Raw genomic sequence first — 1502 nt, 5'->3', positions numbered from 1 at the left:
TTTTTGGGATTAGGTACAGGCAGGCGATTAATGTACACTTCGCACTTCTCACCGAAGTTGATAAAGCAAAAGCGCACCTCATCCGAAGTATTAGCAATGGTCTCTTTTAGTAGAAGTAAGCCTTGCCAATAATTCTCCAGTTTCATAGGGGTGTATTAATGATGGTTGTTGTTATCAGCGGAAAGATCAATCATATGGCCCATCAACTTTTGTTTAGTCTTGAGATATCCATAGTTCTCCTGACGAGGAGTGATCTCCAGGGGAATCCGATCTACCAATCTAATCCCGGAGCTAATAAAGCTATCTACTTTTTCGGGATTATTGGTCATTAGCTTAATAGACTTTACTTTTAGGTCTTTCAGCATTCGAATAGCAATGTCGTAATCACGGGCATCAATTTCAAATCCTAAATGCAAATTAGCTTCGGCTGTATTGAGCCCTTTATCCTGAAGGTTGTACGCCTTCATTTTATTAATTAAGCCAATGCCACGTCCTTCTTGCCGAAGATAAATTATAACTCCCCCTTCTTTCCCCGTTCTACGCATCGCTTCCTGAAGCTGTTCACCGCAGTCGCAGCGCACAGAACCAAACACATCGCCGGTCATGCATTCCGAATGAATACGCACCAGCACAGGCTGAGAGAGGTCGGTTTTTTCGCCGACCATTGCGATGTGAGGCATAGGATTGTTCTCTTCATCAGCGTACGCAATAATACGAAATAACCCATGAGGAGTGGGTAGAGGGGTTTCGGCCTGTCGTTCTAAGGGCACCATAATTATCTTTCCGGCCATTCGGTACACCGAAGGGCAAATTTTGTCAGTTGCTTAATGCAAACTCGAGCTAATCTGTAAACATACGGAGTATCCGAATGATTTCCCAACTACAATTAGTTGGGATGTGTTCTTCGTAAGAAAATACCTGTAGTCAAGAAAAATGACGGTTCAACTTTACAGTTGAGTAAAAATCCGTAACTTTTCGGGGACTACAAAAATAACTAACCAAAAGAATATGAACCAGTCTATTGTGGTGATTGGCAGCTCCAATATCGATCTAATTGCTCAGGTAGCTCACTTCCCTCAACCTGGTGAAACCATAGGAAACGCTCGCTACAGTCAAGCCTACGGCGGAAAAGGAGCTAACCAAGCAGTAGCTGCCGCCCGAGCCGGTGGCAATGTCACATTTATTGCTAGCGTAGGTAATGATACATTTGGTCAGACCATGCTCACCAATTTCGCTAAAGAAGGTATCAATACTGATTATATCACTCAGTCAGGTGAGGAACCGAGTGGTACGGCGATTATTCTGGTAAATGAATCCGGGGAGAATTGTATCGCTGTAGCCCCGGGAGCTAACGGCTTACTATCATCCGAGCTAATTGACCAGACCCGAATTGCCATTTCTGGCGCCGAAATCATTCTGCTTCAATTAGAAATTCCAATAGAAACGGTGACTTACGTAGTGGAGCTAGCCAATAGACTAGGCAAAAAGGTGATGTTGAATCC

2 protein-coding genes are annotated in these 1502 nt (G+C 43.8%); one reads left to right on the top strand and one right to left on the bottom strand.

Going from position 1 to position 1502, the window contains the following annotated elements; genetic code table 11:
* Positions 1 to 155 precede the first annotated feature (155 nt).
* The gene (gene ribA, locus WBA23_RS18425) at positions 156 to 773 is read right to left on the bottom strand and encodes a GTP cyclohydrolase II (RefSeq protein WP_424583748.1); all 618 of its coding nucleotides are present in this window, start codon (positions 771 to 773) and stop codon (positions 156 to 158) included.
* A gap of 235 nt (positions 774 to 1008) precedes the next feature.
* On the opposite strand from ribA, the gene WBA23_RS18420 reads away from it, so the two are divergent.
* Positions 1009 to 1502, top strand: a 494-nt coding sequence (locus WBA23_RS18420; RefSeq protein ID WP_424583747.1) for a PfkB family carbohydrate kinase, incomplete at its 3' end; no start/stop codon positions are given.

This window comes from Tunicatimonas sp. (assembly GCF_049647865.1).
Taxonomy (GTDB): domain Bacteria; phylum Bacteroidota; class Bacteroidia; order Cytophagales; family Cyclobacteriaceae; genus Tunicatimonas.
The sequence above is the reverse complement of the archived record's forward strand: the minus strand, read 5'-3'. Positions and strand labels throughout refer to the sequence as shown.